The following is an 18,545-nucleotide window of genomic DNA, read 5'->3' on the forward strand; positions in this document are numbered from 1 at the left end:
CCGTCACCTTAGCGCATGGGTTTTGGACTGCACAGACAGATTGGAGTTCTATAGCCTGCCCAGTCGATCCTCGTCGTCCACAACAGTCAGCCGCGTATCCGGCCCGTTCCACCGCCAGAGGACGAGGTTGAGGTTCGCCGGTGTCGTCCCAGGTGCGAAGCTGCGTACCAGCAAACCGGCAAAACCGTCCTTGATCAATTGCGCGGCCAGGTCTTGCGTCGGGACAGCGCGTCGGTCCAGCATGGCCGATCGCCAACCGGGATCGGCTAGTCCGGGCGCGGTCATTCCGTATTGGGCCAAGGCGGCCTCGTCTCGGGTGTCGAAGATCGGGCCTAAATCAGCGTGGTAGGACACCAGTATCGTCGGCTGCAAATCCCCGACCTGATTGGCCTCGCGCAGGGCCGTGGCCGGGTCCAGTGCCGTGTAGAGCGCAGGTGTTCCCTTCGCGTTGAACCGACCACCATATTTCTCTGCCCCGCGACCCGAGAGGGGATCGCGCGCGTAGACCGGGTTTAATGCGCGAAAAAGCGGCCCACGATACCAGCCCTCGTCAAGCGGCATCAGGCATAGACACCGGCATCGACGGCATCAATGTACTCCAACACCTGCTGCGCCTTGCCCTCCTGGACCAGCTGCATGGCTGTTCGCCCGTCAAAGCCGGGCAGGGGTTCCGAGCGATACCAGGCATAGGCGATCAGATCCGAGCCAAAACGCGGTTGCACTTTGTTGAGGACTTCGACCAGTTCGCGCAGGCGGCGTTGGGTCTTGTCGGATTGAATGCGCGTGCGGCGTTGCAGGGCATCCTTGCCCAACCCCACTGTCAAGGCGACCTCTTCGGCGGATGTACGCAGAGCCGCCGCGATTTTCCGAGGCTCAAACAGCCCGCCTTCGGCGAATTGAGCAATCTGCATACCACCCTCCAATCCTGTTACTTTCACGGTATATAGCGTCAATATTACTGATTTTCAAGGCTTCATACCGTGTCACTGCCTCTCAAACCTCACCAAACCCCTTGGCAAACGACATGATCCTCACCAACTTGGGACCACCCGTTGATTGACGACAGCCCGAGCGGCCCTTTTACCTGTTCGCAGCCTCGGGTATGAGGTCTCAAATGGCAAGAAAACAGCAGGAGCCCATCCATGTCGTTTCATCGCACCGCTTTTGCGGCATTGTTCGCGGCCGTGTTGCCAGCCGTCAGTTGGGCGCAATCAGAAAGCGCACCGTCTGAGGCGCTGTCCGTCGAATTGAACACGGCGCAGAATGTGGGCAACGCCTGCCGACTGACCTTTCTGGTGCAGAACAGAACTGGAGTCTCAATCGACAAGGCCGTGTTCGAGACCGTGATTTTCGACTCTGAAGGCGGTGTGGTTAGCCTGTCCCTGTTCGATTTCCGAGATCTTCCGGCGGATCGACCGCGCGTGCGGCAGTTTGATCTGCCTGGAAGGGATTGCGCGCAGGTGGGCCGAGCCTTGATCAACGGTGCAAATACCTGCGTGGTCGACGGTGCGGATAGCACTATCTGTCGCGATAAGCTCAGCCTCAGCAGCCGGGTCAAAGTGGAGCTTTTGGGATGAACTTCTTGGGCACTTTGCGTGAAATTCTGGCGCTTGGCGGGCCGGTGGTTGGAATCTTGATTGTGATGTCGGTTCTGACGCTTTCGGTCACGCTGTATAAACTGTGGCAGTTCGCGGCTTGTGGTGTTGGTCGGCACAAGGTTCTGTCCGAAGCTCTGGATGCCTGGGATGCAGGGGATCGCGCCGCAGCGCGTACTCGGCTGAACGACAGTAGCAGCTACCTTGCGCCGATCGTTGGCGCGGCGATGGATGGGGTCGACGTGCCTGGCGTGGATGACCGTTTGGATGCCGAGGCTGGTCTGGCCTTGGCCGGGTTGGAGCGCGGCTTTCGACTGCTGGACACGGTGGCGCAGCTTGCCCCGCTGCTTGGCTTGTTTGGAACAGTGCTTGGCATGATCAACGCGTTCCAGAGCCTGCAAACCGCCGGTTCCTCGGTGGACCCGTCGCTGTTGGCCGGTGGTATCTGGGTCGCCCTTGTGACAACGGCCGTAGGACTGGCGGTGGCGATGCCGACCTCGATGGTTCTGTCCTGGTTGGAAAGCCGCACATCGCGTGAGCGGGTGTTTGCGGACAAAGCGCTTCGGACCATTCTGGTGCCCGGTCACGCGCTGCAGGCAACGGCCGGGGCGCGGACCCCGAGCGCCGCCCCCGAACATGCGTAACACGGCGCCCTTTGTCAGACGCCCTTTGTCGATGACGCCGCTGATCGACGTCATATTTCTGCTGCTGCTGTTCTTCATGCTCTCATCCACATTTTCGCGATTTGCTGAGATCGAATTAACGCAGGCCGCTGCTGGCAGTGGCGCGGGCACTGCGCCAGCAGACAGAGTGTTTTTGCAGCTTGGTCCGGATCGGTTGGTTCTGAACGGGGCCTCGATCACGTTGGATGATCTGCTGGCACAAGTTGAGACCGGGCAGGTTCTGATCAGCCTCGACGCTGATACCTCGGCGCAGCGTCTTGTCGATGTATTGGTTCCTCTACGAGGTCGCGACGGGTTGACCGTCACGGTGTTGGAGTAGGCCGATGATCCGCCAGACATCCCAACGCCGCAGACGCGACTCTACAATCCCGCTGATCAATGTGGTGTTTTTGATGCTGGTCTTCTTCCTGATCGCCGGCACCGTGGCCCCCCCTTTGGACCCCGATCTAGAGCTGGTCGACACCGCAGAACTTGAGGGGCGTGAGCCGCCCGATGCGCTGGTCCTGCATGCGGACGGATCGCTCAGCTTTCGCGGGCAGGCCACTGATGCGGAAACCTACATGGTAGATCATGAGGGCGAAGAGGTCCGCATCGTGCCAGACCGCGCGGCCTCGGGCCCGCGTCTGATCGAGGTGACGGGTGCGCTGCGGCGTGCAGGGGCAAAATCGGTCTTTCTGGTCACCCAGCAGGCGATCGAATGATCCGAACTTCGGCCATCATCGCCGCAGTGGCCGTTCTGGTTTCGCTCTTGGTGCATATTCTGGGGCTGAGCATGACCACTGCCAGCTTGACCCATTCGCCGAGCATTGTGGGCGATGACGAAGATGCGGTGACTCTCGGCACGGCCTTTGAGGATTTGGCCGAACGGGTACCCGAGCCGATCGTGCCAGAAGAAGCGGAGGTGCCCGAACCTCCGGTCGAAACCTCGCCTGAGCCTGAAGAAGCGGAGATTCCGACAAGCGAAGCTCTGGTTGCTTCGCCCGATCCGCAAGAGCAGACTTTCGCGCCCGACACCGGCGTTTCCAACGGCGGTCAGGCCGAGGTGCCAGAGCCGGAGGTGACCGAATCCGTTGACCAGTCGGAGACGCAAACGGCAGCAAGTGATGAGGTCGACGCAACGCCCTTGGCCGAGCCATCTGATGTCGTCGAAATCCCGCAAGCCAGTGCCGCAGAGCCGATTGAGCCGGTCGAAACGCCAGAGGCTGAGCAACTGGCCGCGTTGCCGCCCGTCGAGGTTGCGCCTGTGCCGCAGGAACAAGAGGCTGTTGAGCCAGAAATCGCGGTGGAGCCTTTACCGGAAGAAGCCGAACCTGTGGAGGACAGCGAAGGCACCGAGCAGGCGGTGGCAACTTCTCTTCGACCGCGTTTGCCCAATCGGACGCCCTCGGACGAGGTTCAACCTGCGCTGCCCGGCACGCGGAATTTCGATAACCTGAAATTCCCAGAACAAACCATTGAATCCCCACTGGCGGCCTATCAGCGCGAAGGGGTTGACGCGTTCACCCGCAATGACCGGGGCAACCAGTCCGGCGGGCGAGGGCCGGGCAATTCCACCACGACCAACTATGCCGGACAAGTTCTGGTGCATCTGAACCGCGCGCCTCAGGTTTACGCACCGGTTCGCGGCTATGCGCAGGTGTTCTTTCAGATCGACCCGGATGGCTCATTGGCCTGGGTCGAGGTCATCACCAGCTCGGGCTCGGACCAGGTGGATCGAGCTGCGAAGGAGCAAGTCAGGGGGGCCGCACCGTTCCCGCCGCCGCCCGGTGGTGTCAGCCGTAAACTGTCTTTCTACTACCAGAACGGCTGAGCCTAGCGTGGTCCGCGCCGTTGCTGCGCCCCGCCATCTTTGCGCATGGTCAGGCCAATCCGTTTGCGGGGGACGTCAACCTCGACAACGCGTACCTTCACGACCTGACCGGTTTTAACCACCTCATGCGAGTCTTTGACAAACCGATCCGCCAATTGACTGACATGGACCAACCCGTCCTGGTGAACGCCGATATCCACGAAGGCTCCGAAGGCGGCCACATTGGTCACCGTCCCCTCCAGCAGCATGCCAGGTTTGAGGTCGGTGATCTCCTCAATGCCGTCCCGGAACGACGCTGTGACAAAACTGGGTCGCGGGTCACGACCCGGTTTTTCAAGCTCGGCAAAGATATCGCGCACGGTGGGCAGGCCGAAGGTCTCATTGGCGAATTGTTCAGCCCTCAAGCCCTTCAGCGCCCCGTCATGTCCCATGATCTGCCGGATGTCCCGACCACAGGCAGCGACGACGCGGCGGGCGACGTCATAGGCTTCGGGGTGGACCGATGAGGCATCCAGCGGCTCCTCTCCTTCCCGGATGCGTAGAAATCCTGCGCATTGCTCAAAGGCACGTGGGCCAAGGCGGTCCACCTTCAGCAAGTCTTTGCGAGACTGGAACGCGCCATTGTGATCGCGGTGCTGTACGATGGCCTCGGCCAAACCGGGGCCAAGGCCCGACACATGCGACAGCAGCGGGGCAGAGGCGGTGTTCAGGTCGACGCCGACCGCGTTCACCACATCCTCGATCACTGACGCCAGCGACTGGGACAGGCGATGCTGGTCCACGTCATGCTGGTATTGCCCGACGCCGATGGATTTCGGTTCGATCTTCACCAACTCAGCCAACGGGTCTTGCAAACGGCGCGCGATTGAGACCGCGCCGCGCAGGGATACGTCCAGTTCCGGGAACTCTCGCGCGGCCAGTTCCGACGCGGAATAGACCGAGGCCCCGGCCTCAGATACGACTGTTTTGGTGGGGGTTTTGACCGACTTGGGCAGCATGCTGAGTGTGTCGGCGACCATTCGTTCGGTTTCACGGCTAGCAGTTCCGTTGCCGATGGCGATCAGCTCGATCTGATGGGCCGAGATCAGGTTCAGGATCGCCGCCTGCGCCCCACCCAGATCGTTTTTCGGCTGAAACGGATAGAGCGTGTCTGTCGCAACGACTTTCCCGGTTGCATCCACCACGGCGGCCTTGACGCCGGTTCGAATGCCGGGATCCAGACCCAACGTGGGACGTGCGCCCGCCGGGGCCGCAAACAGAACATCCTTGAGGTTGCGCGAGAACACCTGAATCGCCTCATCCTGCGCCCGGCTGCGCAGGTCGGCCATCAGCTCAACCATCATCGACAGGGACAGCTTGACCCTCCAGGTCCAGCCCGCAACCTTGCGCAACCAATTGTCGCCAAGGCCATCGCCGCGAGTTTGTAGATGCGAGGCAACAATCGCCTCAGCCCGCGCCGCGCCCGCCTCGGGCTCAGGGGCGATATCCAGCGTGACGATCCCCTCTTTCGAAGCCCGCAGCATGGCCAGCGCCCGGTGTGAGGGGGCAGTCGCCCAAAGCTCGGAATGGTCAAAGTAGTCGCTGAACTTCGCGCCTTCCTTTTCTTTGCCCTCAACGAGTTTCGAAGACAAAAGCGCCTCTTGCTGCATGAAATTGCGAAGCTCACCCAGCAGAAGGGCGTTTTCCGTCAGCCGCTCGGTCACGATGTCACGGGCGCCGTTCAACGCGTCCTTGGTCGTTTGAACAGCCTCTGACAGGTAGCTCTGCGCAAGCGCTTCCGGGTCGGCATTGCGGTCGGCCAGAATGGCGTCGGCCAGCGGCTCCAGCCCGTTTTCGCGGGCGATCATCGCCTTGGTACGTCGCTTGGGTTTGTAGGGCAGGTAGATATCTTCCAGCTGCGCCTTGGTCTCGGCCCTGGCGATGGATTTCGCCAGATCGTCCGACAGTTTGCCCTGATCCTTGATCGACGTCAGGATCGTTTGCCGTCGCGCCTCCAGCTCTCGCAGATAAGTCAACCGGTCCGAGAGGGTTCGTAGCTGCGTATCGTCCAGGCCGCCCGTCGCCTCTTTGCGATAGCGGGCCACGAAGGGCACGGTCGCGCCTTCGTCCAGCAACCGAACGGCGGCCGAGACCTGATCCGCGCGCGCGTTGATTTCGATGGCGATTGTGCGGGCGATACGGTCCAAGGGGGCCTCCTGATACTGGGTCGGAAGGACTTCTTAGACAGCGTTTTGACAGAGGGGAAGAGGGTCAGCGCATTGGGGCAAGATTTCCTGAAACGGTCTGCCCCTTTGCCTGTGTTCGAGGCCCCGCCGCTGAGCCGGCCGGGCGTTGGCGTGCCTTAGAGGCACTCAGCCAATGTGTTTGCCATATTGCGCAGAAGTTGGGGATAGAGCGCCGCGCCGGGTTCAAGTTCGGCGCCAAGCGGGTCGATCACGGCGGTGTTGGCCTCGGACCCTTCCATCACAGTTGCGATCAGGCCGGGGTTGAATTGCGGCTCTGACAGAACGCAATCAATCCCTTCTTCTTTGATGCGACCCTGAATTTCCGCAATGCGCGCAGGGCTAGGATCGGACGCATCGCTGATCGAGATCGCACCGGAGGCCGGGAAGTCGAAGTCATTTTCAAAATACTGATAGGCGTCGTGGAACACGATGAAGCTACCACCTTTTACCGGGGACAGCGTTTCTGCGATCTCGGCTGACAGCGCCTCCATTTCGGCGCGCGCAGCGGCTGCGTTTTCAAAGTACTTGCCCGCGTTTTCCGGGTCAGCAGCCGAGAGTTGAGCGGCAATCACGTTCAACCATGTTCCGGCGTTTGCAGGCGACAACCAGGCATGCGGATCGTGTTCGCCATGCGCGTGACCTTCGTGGTCGTCATGATCATCATGGTCTGCATGCTCTTCATGGCCATGGTCGTCATGCGCGTGGTCATCTTCCTTGTCATGGTCGTGATCATCGTGACCATGTTCATCCTTGTGATCGTCGTGATCATCATGGGCGTGTTCGTCTTTGTGGTCGTCGTGATCGTCATGCGCATGTTCGTCTTTGTGATCATCGCCATGATCTTCATGACCGTGATCGTCATGATCCTCGTCATCGCCGTGATCATGCGCTTCGAACAACGCGTCCTCGCGGAAGTCCAGCAGAGTGGTTCCGTCCGCGTCCAACAGCGTTGTTACAGCCGCGCCGCCAGCGAGCGTTTCCACGGCGTTTTCCATCCACGGTGTCAGATCTTCGCCGATCCAGAAGACCAGATCCGCCTCTTGCAGAGCTGCCGCCTCGGACGGGCGCAGGTTGTATTCATGAGGCGAGGCGCCCGGCTGAACGATCAGGCTGGGTTCGCCCACGCCGTCCATCACACGGGCCACAAGCGAATGCACCGGGGCAATATCAACGGCCACATTCGGGACGTCAGCCATGGCGGTTCCGCCCAGCAATGTAGCGGTGATCGAAATGGAAAGGAGGTTTCTGGACATTGGACCCTCTGTGTGATTTTATAACATTTAATCGCGGCATATATGATATAAGATAACATGACAAGTGAGAGGCAACAGAACTCGACCAGCAAAGCTGTGCCGGTGGGGTTCCATGATCATGACCACGTGTCCTGCGTGGAAACCGGCCTTGCGAAGGCTGAGGCGAAGTGCAGCGCCGAAGGGCTGCGCCTAACGCCCGTGCGCCACAAGGTGCTGGAAATGCTGTTGCAGGAACACAGGGCGCTTGGTGCCTATGCCATCCTTGATCGCCTGCGGGATGAGGGTTTCGGCTCGCAGCCGCCCGTGGCCTATCGCGCCTTGGATTTTCTGGTCGAAAACGGGTTTGTCCATAAGATCGAACGGCTGAACGCTTTTGTGGCCTGCGCCCACCCGGGGGCGACGCATTCACCTGTTTTCATGATCTGCCGCGGGTGCGACGCGGTGGCCGAGGCATCGTCGGCCGTTGATAGCGGGGCCCTTGGCGATGTCGCCCGCGCCGTGGGTTTTGAAATCGAACGTACTGTAGTAGAAGCCGAAGGTCTCTGCTCTGACTGCACCGAAAAGGCCTAGCAATGTCCCTTGTCATCGTTGAAGACCTGAGCGTGAGCTACGGGGCCAATACCGTGTTGCGCCATGTCCATATGACCATCGAACCCGGTGAGATCGTGACAATTGTCGGCCCGAACGGATCCGGCAAAACAAGCCTTCTGCGTGCCATTATCGGGGCCACCAAACCGGCCAAAGGGCGCATTACACGCAAACAAGGGCTACGGATCGGTTACGTGCCGCAGAAACTGCATATCGACCCGACCCTGCCCATTTCAGTCGAGCGTTTCATGCGCCTGACCAATCACGTCAGCCGCGCCCGCTGTGCCGAGGCGCTTGAGGAAGCAGGCGTGCCCGATCTGTTAAAGCGGCAGATGACACAATTGTCCGGCGGGCAGTTTCAGCGCGTGTTGCTGGCGCGGGCCTTGATCAACCACCCGGACATCCTTTTGCTGGACGAAGCGACGCAGGGGCTGGATCAACCGGGTTCTGCGGCCTTTTACCGGCAGATTGAAACCGTGCGTCGCGAGACCGGCTGCGCCATTTTGATGATTAGCCACGAGTTGCATGTGGTCATGAGTGCCTCGGACAGGGTGATCTGCCTAAACGGTCATGTCTGCTGCGAAGGCTCGCCCGCTGTTGTGGCCTCAGCCCCTGAATATCGCGCCTTGTTTGGGACAGGGACCGGAGGAGCGCTGGCGCTGTACCGACATGACCACGATCATCATCACGACCACGATCATAGCTCTCAGGACGCTGCAGAATAATGCTGGATGATTTTATGACCCGCGCGACACTTGCCGGGATTGGTGTGGCTTTTGCGGCGGCTCCGCTTGGATGTTTCGTGGTCTGGCGCCGAATGGCATATTTTGGCGACGCGACCGCGCATGCGGCCATTCTGGGCGTTGCGCTGTCACTAACCTTCCAGATGTCTATCTTCGCGGGCGCATTGGCCGTAGCTCTGCTGATGGCGTTGACGGTTACCTTACTTTCTGGTCGAGGATACGCGATGGACACGCTTTTGGGCGTTCTCGCCCATTCTGCGCTGGCTTTTGGCCTCGTCGCAGTGTCGTTTCTTTCAGGCGTCCGCATTGACCTGATGGCCTATCTTTTCGGCGATATTCTGGCGGTTTCGCGCACGGATCTTGCTGTGATTTGGGGCGGGGCGGCACTGGTTGTTGCCCTGATCGGCTGGCGTTGGTCGCAGCTATTGACCGCGACCCTGAACGAAGAGCTGGCCTATGCCAGCGGCTATGATCCAAAGCGCGAGCAATTGATCCTGACCTTGTCTCTGGCGGTAACCGTTGCGGTGGCAATCAAGGTCGTGGGCGTTCTTCTGATCGCAGCTTTGCTGATCATTCCTGCCGCTGCTGCGCGTAGCCTCGCCCGATCGCCCGAATCCATGGCCTTAATCGCAGCCGCCATCGGAGCGGTTTCCGCCGTAGCCGGTTTGCGAGCTGCTTACGTGTTCGACACACCTGCAGGGCCGTCAATTGTGTGCGTCGCTGCAATCCTGTTTGCCTGTTTCAGCCTGATGGGATGGAAAGGTCACAAGCGATAGAACGCTCTACCTTTCATTGAAGGCCCGCTCCAAAGTCAGTTGGACCGGTTTCAACAGATAGCTGAGAAGTGTCTGCTCACCCGTTGTCATCTCGGCCACAACGGTCATACCCGCCTGCAGCGGACGGTTGAACGCGCCGTTGCCGATAGTTGAGTCCGCCAGAACGAAGGAGGCCCGGAAATAGGTCTCGCCAGTTTGTTCGTCGGTCATGGGCAGGGGATGCACCGACTGCAACCGTGCCTCGACCTTACCAAAGCGGCGGGCATCGAACGTATCGACGCTGATCGCCACCGGGTGTTCCGGGGCCACGTGCCCCACCTCGGAATTGGGAATGCGGGCCTCGACCATGAGGTTCTGCCGGGTCGGAAGCAGTTCAAAGAGCGTTTCGCCGGGGGCAATCACCTCACCGGGATTGGGTGAGGCCACCGACTGGATCACGCCACGCACCGGAGCGATCAGGCGCAGGTCGGCGAGTCTGGCCTCTACGAGTTTCTGCGAGGTCTGCAACTGGTGATGTTCGTGTTCCAGCGCGTTTATGCGGGTAAGCACGTCCTCTCTCAGCGTCAGCGCCTCTTCTGCGACGGCCGCCTTTGCAAGGGTCAAAGTGTTTCGTGCCTCGGCGGCGCGGACACGGGCGTCCTCGGCAGCGGCGCGCATGGCGTCGACTTCGTCTTCTTCTTCCAGAAAATCACTGAGAGATTTCAGTCCCTGTGTCTGCAGCTTCGCGTAGCGATCCAGAACCTGCTCTTTCTTTGTGACCCTTTGGCGCGCGAACTCTGCGGCGTCTTCAAGAATTTGCAAGGTCTTGGTTTGCTGCTCAATCGAAACGCGCTGAACCTTCTGGCTTTCCAGGAATAGCTCAATACGGGCCGCCGCCGTCGTCAGACCTGCATTTCTGAGCGTTTGTATCTGGGTAGACCTCTGCGGAGCTTCACCTTCAAGCATGGCCAGCACGGCCTGTGCATTTTCTAGATCCCGCGCGACAGAGGAGGCTTGCGCGGACAGGACCTCCATCTCTTGTGTTAGCTCGGGGTGGTGCAACTCGACCAGGACATCACCGATTTCCACAGTTTGACCGTCCTGAACATGGACTGAACGGACAATCCCGCCTTCCATGGTTTCGATCTGAACATAGTGGCCCATCGGAACGATAGTGCCCGACGCGCGTGTGATCTGTGGAACATCGGTCCGCCATGACAAAGCGATCAGACTGGCAAGAAAACCGGTGATAGCAAGCGCGAGAAACGCCGCGAACCGAGGCGCGCGGGCACGCTTTCGTCGTGCGCTGCGGTCCAGCGGTCCTTCTCGGTTTGCGGACTTTGTTCGGAAAACCATCGTCAAGCTCCAAGCGTTTTCAGGGCGGCCAACATCTTCTTTCGCCCGACATCTCCGGTGTCGTTCACAGCAATCTGACCTGCGTTGAGATAGATGAAGCGATCAGCGATGTTCAGAAACGATCGATCTGCTGCCGCGATGATCACCGTGCGATTTCCGGCCTGCTCTTTGACCCAGGTTTTGAATGCTTGACGGCGCGTGTCGCTCAATCCGTTTGTCGGTTCCGAGAACAGGTAGACCGAGGCTGGTCGCGCCATGCTGCGTGCAAGGGTAAGAGATTTCAAAATCTCATCTGGCATTTGTGAAAGGGCTTCGTCGGAAAGACGCGTCCGCACACCGTCTGGCAGAATGCTGTGCCCTTGTCGTAAGCCCATCCGATCCAGCGAGGCTTGAATTTCGATGTCGGAAAGAGACGGCGCGGCCAAACGGAAATTCTGTGCAACTGTGCCATAGAACAGTGATTTCTCGTAGGTGGCGTAGGTGACCGACTTGCGCAGCTCGTCCCGCGCTATCTGGCGGATGTCGATCTCATCATGTTCGATCGTTCCCCCAATCGGGGATGCCAGACCATCGATCAGATCCAGAACAGCAGTCCGAGCGGCCGTGTCGCTGCTGAGCATGACCACGAGTTCACCAGGATTAAACGCCATACTGATTTGCGACAGGATCGGTGGGCGAAGTGGGTCCGGGCGATATGTCACCGAGGAAAAAGAGATGGACCCGTTCAGCGCTTTTTGGTGGGACCGGCCGAGCCCAAGCTCCATCTCTTGCGGCAGGGACAGCACCCGGTCTGCCTGCTCGCGGCTGGCCTGGAAAGACAAAAGCTGCGGAAATCCGGAATACAGCGCCTGTAGTGGGCCAAAGATCTTTGACACCAACGCGATTGAGGCGATCAGAGCGCCAAAACTCAATGACCCGGACATGGCGGCATGGGCGCACAAAATAATTGCACCGGTTGTGGCCAAGGCCGCAAGCGTTTGCCCCAATGACTGCGCAAGTGCTTGGAATTGCCGAGCGCGCTTTGTGCTTTCCTCACCGGTTTCGATCAAGGGCATGCAGCGCTGGAGCCACCGCGTTTGCATTCCGAGGCTTGCGAAGGCGCCTTGATGGACGATTGCGTCTTGTACCGCCAGATGGCCGTGCGCGGCGTCCTGTGCCGCTTTCTTATCAAGTTGTTTCTGGCGCGGGATCGTGATCAATCCCAAGATGGCCAAAGCCACTGCCAGCGCAAGTGTCCAAAGCCCAACGCTTGGCGCAAGATGGAGCAGAATGGCAACGAACAGTAGGGCAAAGGGCAGGTCCAGAAGCGTGGTGATCATCTGCCCGGTAAACATCTCTCGCAGGGCCTCGAACTGGCGGAACCGGGACAGGTGTTGGTTCACGTCCGAGCTTTGCATTTGGCCCATCGGCAGAGCCATCAGTTTCCGGAATAAGGCTGTCATTAGCTTTTGCTCGCCGCGCCATCCAATATACGCCAGCGCACGCGTGCGCATGTGGCGAAAACCCATGTCTGTTGCCGCGATGACGGCGACCCCAACGGCCAGTGACAGCAGCATATCGACTGATCCCGACGGGATGATCCGATCGTATACGGCCATGATGAGCAGCGGGGCGAAAAGGCCCAAGATGTTGCTGAGCATGGAGACAAACAAAAGACCCGGCAGGATCGGGCGCAGGTCACGAAAGGCCTGTGTTACGGTGATCTGCGCTTTCGCGCTGCGGTCAAAGGCAAAACGGTCCATCCGAAACAGGGTGCACCGGTGACGGGGAAGCTTTTGAAATCGTGGATTTTCCGCCTTTGCGTCATCAACCAGCACATGCGCGCCTTTGCTGTCCAGCGCGAGAAAGGCTGGCCCATAATCGGGTACGACCAAAGCCGGGCAGTCCGAGGCCGCGATCTCGTGCATCCGACACCTGACTTGCGCGAACGGTATTTCGAGGTTTTCCAGGGTTTGTTTAATATCCCCCGGCTGCAAGCGCTGGGAAAAGTGTGGAAAGGCTTCGATCAGACTGTCTCGGTCATGTTTCCAACCACTTGCTTGTAGTAGCGACTGGAAAAGTTGAGTAGTGTTTTCAATCGTTATGGCGGTCATGCGGCACCTCTCTTGATGCGGCACGCCTCATCTGTTTCCCGATGGGCATACTCTTGCCATTGAAGCAGATCGGAGGTCTGGGGATTGCCCAGCTGGGCGGATTGATCTGTCAGCTGCCGCAACCGGGGGTCGGGGCTTGCGATCACCAGAGTGGGGCGCGGCGAAAGCGTTTTCAAACAGGTTGCCAAGGTCTGACGCTCAGGTGCGTCCAGAACAGACGACGGTTCATTTATCAGTAACATCCGAGGGCGCAAAGCAAGGGCTCGGGTCAGCGCGATCAGCTGTCGGTTGACCGGATCGCTTTCAAAACTGGACCCCTTGCCCAGCTGGGTATTGTAGCCTTCTGGCAGCCGGTGAACACGCTGCTCCAAGCCAAGCGTCGCAGCAATCTGTTTGGCATGCTCAGCCATTTCGGCGCCGCCAAAAGCGGTTAAATTATCCAGCAAGGTTGCTGACAGGATCGCAGGGTCGCGCTCCAGCGCTACTATCCCGCCATGCCCGACAAGGACAGGCCGATCCGTTGTTGCAGCCTCATCTATCAGGCATGAGCCAGCGTTGGGCTTTTGGTTGCCCAGAATGGTCGCAAAGAGGGCATCGACCATCCAGCTTTCTTCCGCCTCTATCAGTATTCCAGTGCCAGCTGGCACGTGAAAACTCAGGGGGCGACTGGCGATCTCTTTGGTTTTTGGGTGCGACAGGCATAGCCCTTCGACCCGCAGATCACCCTTGAGTCTCTTGTGCCCAATCCAGTTTGGCGGTTGCTGAGAGATACTGTCCATCTCGCGCAGTTTCCGCCGGGACAAAGCGACACTTTCTGACTGAACCCAGATCGCCATGATTTTGGTCAAAGGCTGAATGATACGACCATTCAGAAGCATACAGGCCGCCAATTCGGCGATTCCGATCATGTTCTGAATGACCAGATACGCACCCAGCAAGCCGATTGCAGCAACCATGATCTGCCCGAAAACAGCGCCAAAACTCTGCGCAAAACCCGAGAACAGGATCAACTTGCGGCTGACGTCTACGGTCTGGTCCTCCAGCAACTCAAACCTTCGGGCCATCTGAGGTTCCATTCGGTTGGCTTTGACCGTGGACAGGCTGGACAGCAGGGCCGATAGGAACGCATATCGACGGGTATCCAGCGCCTTGCGACGCTCAAACATGGACCATTGAAGGTGCTTCATCACCCCCGCAAAAACCAAAACGATGCAGAACGCAGCGGCCGGGACCAGAACCAACCACCCTCCGATCAAGCCGATCATGAGGGCAAACAGGATCGTAAAGGGCAGATCAATGGCGAGCGTCTGGCTCTGACCTGATTGGTGTCCTCGCAGTTGGTTGATCGCCACGTATCGGTCGAAATAGGTGCTGGCGGTGTCCTGAGCGAAATGGATCGGATTTGCGTTCAAAACCTGTTCAAGGAACCGGCGCTGGCGGGCGACGGCACTCTCCTCGGCTGCGGTTGTCAACAGAACAGAACGCGCCCAACGCAACGCAAACTCAAGTCCTGCACCGATCACCAGTGCCCAGGTCAGGATGCGTAACGTCTCGGTCGACTTAAAGGGGATGATGCGGTCGAAGATCAGCAGAATGGTGATTGGCATGAGAAGGGACAAGATGTTAAGCGACAGCGACGCCGCCAGCAGAGGAATACCCATCCGCAGCCTTGTTCTGCGCTTGACCGACCTGTTCGCTTTCATGTGTTAACGCCCGTTCATTTGTACCCTAGGTCTGGGGTCGCGGCGTTTAAGAACGAGTAAACATCAGGTCACAGGATGCGCTGAGTTTAGAAAAAATTGCATGTATTTCAGTAACTTTTGAGAAATCTCCACATGCTACTGGTTTTTGGGAATCGTCAGTAGGTAAATCGGGGTTTTGCGATGAATAAGCCGGACATCAATCTGAATTTTCAAGCGAATTCCGCGAAGTCTGAGCAAAGCGAAATGCAGGATATTGCAGAAAATCTTTCACGGGCACCTGCAATTTCGGCTGAGGACCCGACCAGGAGTACTCTGCATACCGGCGAACAGGCGCAAGGGGTGCTGGATGAAGCTCAGACCAGTGGCGGAGCACCTTCGGCGGGCGTCAATTTCGCTGAGAGAACGGTGGTTGAAGAAGGTGTTGAAACAGGCATAGCAAGCGTACCGCAAAGCGTTGTCGCACGGGCTGGGTCGCCCTTAAATACAAGCCCATCTGGCGAAAGTGGGCAATTGGATCACCAAGAGAGGGTCTCCTCTGCTGAAACAACTGTCGGACCGCTTCCTACTGCCGATATATCGGCTGAATTTCCGGACGTTACGCCTGAGGTCGAGCCGAACGCGCCCACCCTTCCGACAATTCCTGCGGTCTCGCCCCCTCAACAACAGGAAGAACAAAACCAAGCCCCCAAGGATGTCATGCTCGACGGCTCAAGCCTATCAGAGGACGATGAAGGCGCGGTGGTCGGGACCCTTACGGTGTTTGATCCGGATTCGGATGGGCCGCATCAGTTTGAGGTGTCTGATCCTCGGTTCGAAATCCTCGACGGTCAGTTGCGATTGAAACCCGGCGTTGCGCTCGACCATGAAGACGCAGGCAGTGTTGAGGTGGATGTCACCGTCACGGATGAGGGCGGTTTAAGCTCGACTGAACGTTTCACAATCGACGTTGCGGATGTGAACGAAGGCCCGGAAACAGTGTCGTTGGACGGTACGACAGTGGCTGAAAACGCGATAGGAGCAGCGGTGGGAAACATTTCCGTCGTGGATCCTGATCTGAATGACACCCACCGTTTTGACATCTCGGATGAACGCTTTGAAATCTCGGACGGGCAATTGCGCTTGCGGCCTGGGATCTGGTTGGACCACGAGGGTGAAAATCACATTGAAATCAGTATCAAAGCGACCGACGCCGGAGGCTTGAGCGTCACCGAAACATTCTCGATATCGGTTCAGGATATCAACGAAGCGCCGATTGATCTGACTGTTCAAAACGGAACAGAAAACCTGATCCGGAACGGCAGCTTTGAGGAATTCGACCTTGCACAGGGCCGGTGGAGGGGGTTTGACGATGATCAATCCGGTGCCTGGACCGATGCCAACGGGATCGAGATATGGGACCGACTAGGAAGGCTGCAGGCCTCGGACGGGGATCAGGTAATGGAGATGGACCATGGCTGGGGCATGGATAGCATCTCTCAGGTTGTGCAGACGCAGGAGGGGCAGCTCTATGATCTGGGCCTCGACCTGCGCGAACGCATTGCGAATGGGACCGATACGGTTGAGGTGTTTTGGAACGACACTCTGGTTGCAGAACTGGATCCAAAATCGTCGGATTGGGAGACGTTCCAACTGCAGGTTGTTGGTACTGGCCAGGACAAGCTGGAACTGCGTGAGGCCGAAGGCCAGAACGACTCCTATGGCGCTTTGGTCGACAACATCACTCTGACCGAAAGGCAGCTCGCCGTGGCTGAACATGTCGCAGGCGCCGTGGTTGGTCAGATTCGGTTCGATGATAAAGATGATGGTGATACGCACCGTATCGAAGTTTCGGATGAAAGGTTCGAAGTGATCGGCGGGCAGTTGCGTCTGAAACCAAATGTTGCGCTTGATCGCAGTGAGGCTGAGGCCTTGACCATTGACGTGACTGTCATCGACGAAGGCGGGTTAAGCACGACCGAGACACTTTCGATCTCTATTGCAGACAGGCCCGATATGTCGATTGGCACCGGGTTTCACGCCAAACATTTCGATGCCGACCACAGCGTGACGCGACTTGAGGATGTGAATTGGGACGCCCCTGCAACGCATCAGGAGGTCACGACGGAGGTTAACTACGAAATCAGCCGCGGGTCCTTTTGGGAAGGCGGGTCGCGAAACACGTTCGGCGTTGAGGTCACCGGAACGGTACAGGTTTCCGAGGGTGGGACGTTCGCTTTCCATCTCGGAGCAGACGAAGGCGTTATGCTGATTGTTGATGGAGTGCCGGTCATCCATAAGGACGATTCACATGGAAATCAAACACGTTCTGGCCAGATTGACCTCGAACCTGGAGCGCATGCTATCGAAGTTCGGTATTTTGAAGGTTCGGGCCAAGCAGGCCTGAAGCTGGAATGGGATGGCCCCGGCCTTGACGGTCGACAGCTTGTTTCGGCCCCGGATGTTGCACAGGCGCAGGTTGCAGCGGGGACTCCGCTGGCCTTCGATATCGACACAGCAGCTTTGGGAATTGGCCAAGATACCCTGTTTTCCTTGGATGGATTGCCGCCCGGAACGCAGGTCGAAGTGCACGGTCAGACCTATGTTGCCGAGCTTGACGGGACCGTGGAACTGGGCGGCTGGCAGGGGGACTTGCTGATCATACAGCCTCCATTCGATTTCTCGGGCCCTATTGATGTGGCGGTACGTTCCTCTACACCAACCGAATTCGGTGGTAGCCAAGACGCTGTCCAGACAGTGTCGTTCGAGGTTCATCCGGCGCAGGTTTTTGCCCCGACTGCCCAAGTGAGTGGTGGATTTCAGGCCAGCTTTTTCGATTTGGAACATAGGCTTTCGAAATTGGACGACATTGATTGGAACGCCGACCCGACACATCAGGAAATCGTGTCAGAAATTCACTACAAAAACAGCGCTGACTCGTTCTGGGAAGGGGGGTCAAAAGACACCTTCGGTGCCCGCTTGGAGGGGCGTATTTCGGTCGAAGAAGGCGGCACATACACCTTCTTTGCCGGAGGGGATGATGGAGTCGTATTGTTGGTCAATGGTGTCGAGGTGATCGAGAATGATGGGCTGCACGCCTACAAGACCCGAGCCGGTCAGATCGAACTCGACCCCGGCACCCACGATATTGAGGTCAGGTATTTCGAGAACTACGGGCATGCAGGGCTAAAACTGGAATGGGAAGGCCCTGATACCAAGGGTCGCGCTTTGGTGCAGGCGGACCCGGAACTGGCGATTGAAGAAAACGGGACGTTGGCGGTTGGAATTGACCTGATGGGTGCCAGCGATCAGGCGGATGTGGCAATTGCGGGGTTGCCAGCCAACAGCCTAATCGTCGGTGCTGAGGCGGCGGTGATGTCGGATGGAGGGCCGGTTGATGTGAGCGGCTGGGATATCGGCTATCTTGAAATCTCGCCGCCCCCGGGGTTTGAGGGCGCAATTGATGGCCAGATCGTGATCTCGGATACCGGCTTTAACGGCGCGCCGGTGACAACGACAACCGCGTTTTCGATGGATGTTGGTGATGTTGATGCGCTTACGAAACTCGATGCGCCGGATGAATTCGCGTTCTTCGCGAGTGCCTCGCACAACGGGGATGTAGTATCTTGGGATGCAGATTCTTCGGAAGCCGCGCATGACGAAGCTGACGATGTTCTAAATGAAGACGTGATCTCGCCATCACACTCCGAGATCACGAGCATTGAGACGGAGGCCTATGAAAGAGTCGATTGGTAGTCCGTGGCT

The 18,545-nt window shown here is 58.4% G+C and carries 16 protein-coding genes; 9 read left to right on the forward strand and 7 right to left on the reverse strand.

Translation table 11 applies throughout. The features are described 5' to 3' along the window. Nucleotides 1-48: 48 nt before the first annotated feature. Nucleotides 49-561 (reverse strand): RES family NAD+ phosphorylase, encoded by a 513-nt coding sequence (locus tag ACR0IP_RS12845; RefSeq protein ID WP_480525937.1) that lies wholly within the window; start codon nt 559-561, stop codon nt 49-51. Next, on the reverse strand, nt 561-911 hold the full coding sequence (locus tag ACR0IP_RS12850) for an MbcA/ParS/Xre antitoxin family protein (protein ID WP_170378480.1): 351 nt from the start codon (nt 909-911) through the stop codon (nt 561-563). The genes ACR0IP_RS12845 and ACR0IP_RS12850 overlap by 1 nt, the downstream gene beginning before the upstream one ends. A gap of 231 nt (nt 912-1,142) precedes the next feature. Here ACR0IP_RS12850 and ACR0IP_RS12855 point away from each other — a divergent pair, with 231 nt between their 5' ends. From ACR0IP_RS12855 to ACR0IP_RS12875, 5 genes are read left to right on the forward strand one after another with little or no spacing between them, the layout of a single operon-like run. Further along, on the forward strand, nt 1,143-1,577 hold the full coding sequence (locus ACR0IP_RS12855; RefSeq protein WP_170689076.1) for a hypothetical protein: 435 nt from the start codon (nt 1,143-1,145) through the stop codon (nt 1,575-1,577). Further along, nucleotides 1,574-2,239: a MotA/TolQ/ExbB proton channel family protein gene (locus ACR0IP_RS12860; protein ID WP_170689077.1), complete on the forward strand. Its 666-nt coding sequence runs from the start codon at nt 1,574-1,576 to the stop codon at nt 2,237-2,239. The genes ACR0IP_RS12855 and ACR0IP_RS12860 overlap by 4 nt, the downstream gene beginning before the upstream one ends. Before the next feature lie 31 nt (nt 2,240-2,270). Further along, nucleotides 2,271-2,597, forward strand: coding sequence for a biopolymer transporter ExbD (locus tag ACR0IP_RS12865; protein ID WP_170689078.1), 327 nt, complete (start codon nt 2,271-2,273; stop codon nt 2,595-2,597). A gap of 4 nt (nt 2,598-2,601) precedes the next feature. Continuing rightward, entirely contained in the window at nt 2,602-2,979 is a 378-nt protein-coding gene (locus ACR0IP_RS12870; RefSeq protein WP_170378474.1) for an ExbD/TolR family protein, read from the forward strand. After that, a complete protein-coding gene (locus ACR0IP_RS12875) occupies nt 2,976-4,088 on the forward strand; it encodes an energy transducer TonB (protein ID WP_480525940.1) in 1,113 nt (370 codons plus the stop codon). Before ACR0IP_RS12870 ends, ACR0IP_RS12875 begins: the two co-directional genes overlap by 4 nt. Before the next feature lie 2 nt (nt 4,089-4,090). On the opposite strand, the gene ACR0IP_RS12880 is transcribed toward ACR0IP_RS12875, so the two are convergent. Both ACR0IP_RS12880 and ACR0IP_RS12885 read right to left on the reverse strand, forming a co-directional pair. Then, nucleotides 4,091-6,274: a Tex family protein gene (locus ACR0IP_RS12880; RefSeq protein ID WP_480525942.1), complete on the reverse strand. Its 2,184-nt coding sequence runs from the start codon at nt 6,272-6,274 to the stop codon at nt 4,091-4,093. A gap of 155 nt (nt 6,275-6,429) precedes the next feature. Then, on the reverse strand, nt 6,430-7,566 hold the full coding sequence (locus tag ACR0IP_RS12885) for a zinc ABC transporter substrate-binding protein (RefSeq protein WP_480525944.1): 1,137 nt from the start codon (nt 7,564-7,566) through the stop codon (nt 6,430-6,432). Nucleotides 7,567-7,623: 57 nt separating this feature from the next. Between ACR0IP_RS12885 and ACR0IP_RS12890 the strand changes: the two genes are divergently transcribed. From ACR0IP_RS12890 to ACR0IP_RS12900, 3 genes are read left to right on the forward strand one after another with little or no spacing between them, the layout of a single operon-like run. Then, nucleotides 7,624-8,136: a transcriptional repressor gene (locus ACR0IP_RS12890; RefSeq protein ID WP_480525946.1), complete on the forward strand. Its 513-nt coding sequence runs from the start codon at nt 7,624-7,626 to the stop codon at nt 8,134-8,136. Nucleotides 8,137-8,138: 2 nt separating this feature from the next. Next, nucleotides 8,139-8,879, forward strand: coding sequence for a metal ABC transporter ATP-binding protein (locus tag ACR0IP_RS12895; RefSeq protein WP_480525948.1), 741 nt, complete (start codon nt 8,139-8,141; stop codon nt 8,877-8,879). Continuing rightward, nucleotides 8,879-9,673, forward strand: a complete 795-nt coding sequence (locus ACR0IP_RS12900) for an iron chelate uptake ABC transporter family permease subunit (RefSeq protein ID WP_170378462.1) — start codon at nt 8,879-8,881, stop codon at nt 9,671-9,673. Before ACR0IP_RS12895 ends, ACR0IP_RS12900 begins: the two co-directional genes overlap by 1 nt. Before the next feature lie 6 nt (nt 9,674-9,679). On the opposite strand, the gene ACR0IP_RS12905 is transcribed toward ACR0IP_RS12900, so the two are convergent. The 3 genes from ACR0IP_RS12905 to ACR0IP_RS12915 all read right to left on the reverse strand — a co-directional run bounded on the left by ACR0IP_RS12905 (nt 9,680) and on the right by ACR0IP_RS12915 (nt 14,804). After that, nucleotides 9,680-11,008, reverse strand: coding sequence for an HlyD family type I secretion periplasmic adaptor subunit (locus tag ACR0IP_RS12905; protein ID WP_480525950.1), 1,329 nt, complete (start codon nt 11,006-11,008; stop codon nt 9,680-9,682). A gap of 2 nt (nt 11,009-11,010) precedes the next feature. Beyond that, nucleotides 11,011-12,915 carry an ABC transporter transmembrane domain-containing protein gene (locus ACR0IP_RS12910; RefSeq protein ID WP_480525952.1) on the reverse strand — a complete coding sequence of 635 codons (1,905 nt, stop codon included), beginning with the start codon at nt 12,913-12,915 and terminating at the stop codon, nt 11,011-11,013. Between the two features lie 182 nt (nt 12,916-13,097). After that, nucleotides 13,098-14,804, reverse strand: coding sequence for an ABC transporter transmembrane domain-containing protein (locus tag ACR0IP_RS12915; RefSeq protein ID WP_480525954.1), 1,707 nt, complete (start codon nt 14,802-14,804; stop codon nt 13,098-13,100). A 243-nt stretch (nt 14,805-15,047) separates the two neighbouring features. Here ACR0IP_RS12915 and ACR0IP_RS12920 point away from each other — a divergent pair, with 243 nt between their 5' ends. Beyond that, nucleotides 15,048-18,536, forward strand: a complete 3,489-nt coding sequence (locus ACR0IP_RS12920; RefSeq protein ID WP_480525956.1) for a PA14 domain-containing protein — start codon at nt 15,048-15,050, stop codon at nt 18,534-18,536. Nucleotides 18,537-18,545: the final 9 nt, after the last annotated feature.

Source organism: Ruegeria sp. AL11 (assembly GCF_056540865.1).